The sequence below is a fragment of the Cryobacterium sp. TMN-39-2 genome (genome assembly GCF_004402745.1).
GTDB classification, from domain to species: domain Bacteria; phylum Actinomycetota; class Actinomycetes; order Actinomycetales; family Microbacteriaceae; genus Cryobacterium; species Cryobacterium zongtaii.
This window is the reverse complement of record NZ_SOFX01000007.1, coordinates 1-1,091: the sequence shown is the minus strand read 5'-3', so window position 1 is coordinate 1,091 and position 1,091 is coordinate 1. Positions and strand designations below refer to the sequence as shown.

Sequence of the window (1,091 nt, the reverse complement as noted above, 5' to 3'; positions counted from 1 at the left end):
TGTACTGCCCAGGCAGGTTAGTTAACCGCGTGATCGGTGGCTTGCCTCCGATGGCGGTGTGGTGCCTGTGGTGATTGTATTCGTGGAGCCATGCTGGCAGTGCTGCTCGGCGGGCTGATTCGCTGTTGTAGTGGCGGGAGAACGCCCAGCCGTCGGCGAGGGTGCGGTGGAAGCGTTCGATCTTCCCGTTGGTCTGTGGCCGGTAGGGGCGGGTCTTCTTGACCTTGATGCCAAGCTCGGCGCAGGTGTCGCGCCAGGCGTGGGATCGGTATGCGGAGCCGTTGTCGGAAAGGACACGTTCGACGGTGACACCGCGCGCTTCGAACCAGGACACGGCTCGTTTCAAGACGCCGACGGCGGTCTCGGCTTTCTCGTCGCCGTGGATCTCGGCATAAGCGACCCGGGAGTGGTCGTCGATCACGGTGTGGACGAACGCTGTTCCCAGAAGCTCGTGGTGATGTCTGTTCCGGGTGGTGCCTGGGGTCGATTGCCGGTTCTTGGCGCCTTGTTGCCGTCCGACAGAGCGGTGGCCGCCGCCGTCCGGGATGTTGCCGATCTTCTTCACGTCAACATGGATCATCGCGCCGGGTCTCTCGTGCTCGTAGCGGCGGACCGGCTCGCCGGTACGGACGTCGACATGCCGCAGCCTGTTGAGGCGGCAGCGGGTCAACACCGCGTGAACGGTCGAGGCCGGCATCTCGAGACGGGCGCCGATCCCAACGGGCCCGAGGCGCTTCTTCCAGCGCAGATGCACGACCTTCCGCACCAGCTCCGGGCGAGTCTTTGTGGGGCTGCGGTGCGGGCGCGATGAACGATCCTGCATGCCGTCGCGGCCCATCGCCGCGTACCGGTCGGCCCACCGCTTCGCGGTCGGCCATGACACGTGGAAGAACACCGCTGCATGGGCGACAGGCCAGCCGTCATCGACGACCAGCCTTCCGATCCGCAGACGTTGAACCGGGGTGAGAGCAGCATTAGCGTGAGACACGAGGACCTCCGGACGGGTTGGGGAACTAGACAGCTCCACCCTCCACCGGAGGTCTTCGTCATTTCAAGACGTCACACATCAACCAACGTCCCTGGGCAGTACA

1 protein-coding gene is annotated in these 1,091 nt (G+C 64.8%); it reads right to left on the bottom strand.

What is annotated here, in order from left to right:
- Nucleotides 1-988, bottom strand: a 988-nt coding sequence (locus E3O57_RS01555) for an IS481 family transposase (protein ID WP_134456554.1), incomplete at its 3' end; no start/stop codon positions are given.
- Nucleotides 989-1,091: the final 103 nt, after the last annotated feature.